The following is a 966-nucleotide window of genomic DNA, read 5'->3' on the forward strand; positions in this document are numbered from 1 at the left end:
AACCGGCCCGGCGGCCCGGCCGCGCCGCGCGTAGCCGGTCAGATACGCACGGGCGAACTCGTCGGCAGCCGAGTCCGGCGTCACGATTGCGGCCGGCCGGCCAGCGCGTCCGCGAGCAGACACTGGGTGGGTCCGGCCAATCGGCCGCGGTTCCAGTGGAAGACGGTGTAGTAGGCCAGTGCCTGGCGGGGCCCCAACTCCGCGTGGCCGCCCGTGAAATACTCCCGCGTCCACCGCTCGCCCTCGGTCCGAGCCTCGCTCCGATGCCGAACGGCCAAGGCCCGTAAGGGATCCGGCAGCGCCTCGCGCAACGCCTCGACGGCGCGCCAATGCGCGCGGACCCGAATCGCCGTGTCCCGCCAGGCGTCCGACACCGCGGCCGGCAACGTTCGACCCGTGGTTGTGCGTACCCGGTCCCACACGTCGCGGTCCTCCCACCCTTGTACGCCGAGCCCGTCCATGACGTCGCGCAGCAGCACGAGTGAGAACGCCCACGCGGGCAGCGATTCCCCCTCGGCCGCGTGGAATCCGAGCCAGGACAGGGAGTCGACGGTGAACAGGCGATGCACGCTGCGCATCGACACCGGGCCGCCGAACAAGTGCTCCTCGGGCTCGTACACGCCCGGTTCGATGCGCACCACCAACGCGTCCCGCTGCCATTCCTCGACGCGTGCGTGCACGAGTTCGCGCAGCCGCGCCGAGGTCGCGGCATCGCCGTGCAGGGCGAATCGGATCCGCAGTCCGGGTGCCTTGTGTACGAAGAAGAAGTCCGCGGCCGCGCCGGTCGTGAGCAGTTCGCACGCGACCTCTTCGAGGCGGGCGTACAGGCGCGCGTCGGCGCCGGGAGCGGGCCTGACCGCGACGTGCACCCACCGCGTCCGGCGCGTGTCGGCGGCTCTGGAACGCTCGATCGCGGCGAGGCCGGCCGAAACGAACTCCCGCCGCACGGCGCGATATTCGGGGTGC

Annotated in this window: 1 protein-coding gene; it reads right to left on the reverse strand. The window is 72.2% G+C overall.

Features of this window, described 5'->3' with window-relative positions; all coding sequences use genetic code 11:
* Positions 1-80: 80 nt before the first annotated feature.
* Positions 81-966: thiopeptide-type bacteriocin biosynthesis protein (locus tag GT354_RS36000; RefSeq protein WP_202512672.1), on the reverse strand; the 886-nt coding region annotated here is incomplete at its 5' end.

The sequence above is a fragment of the Streptomyces sp. SID3343 genome (assembly GCF_009865215.1).
GTDB lineage: Bacteria > Actinomycetota > Actinomycetes > Streptomycetales > Streptomycetaceae > Embleya.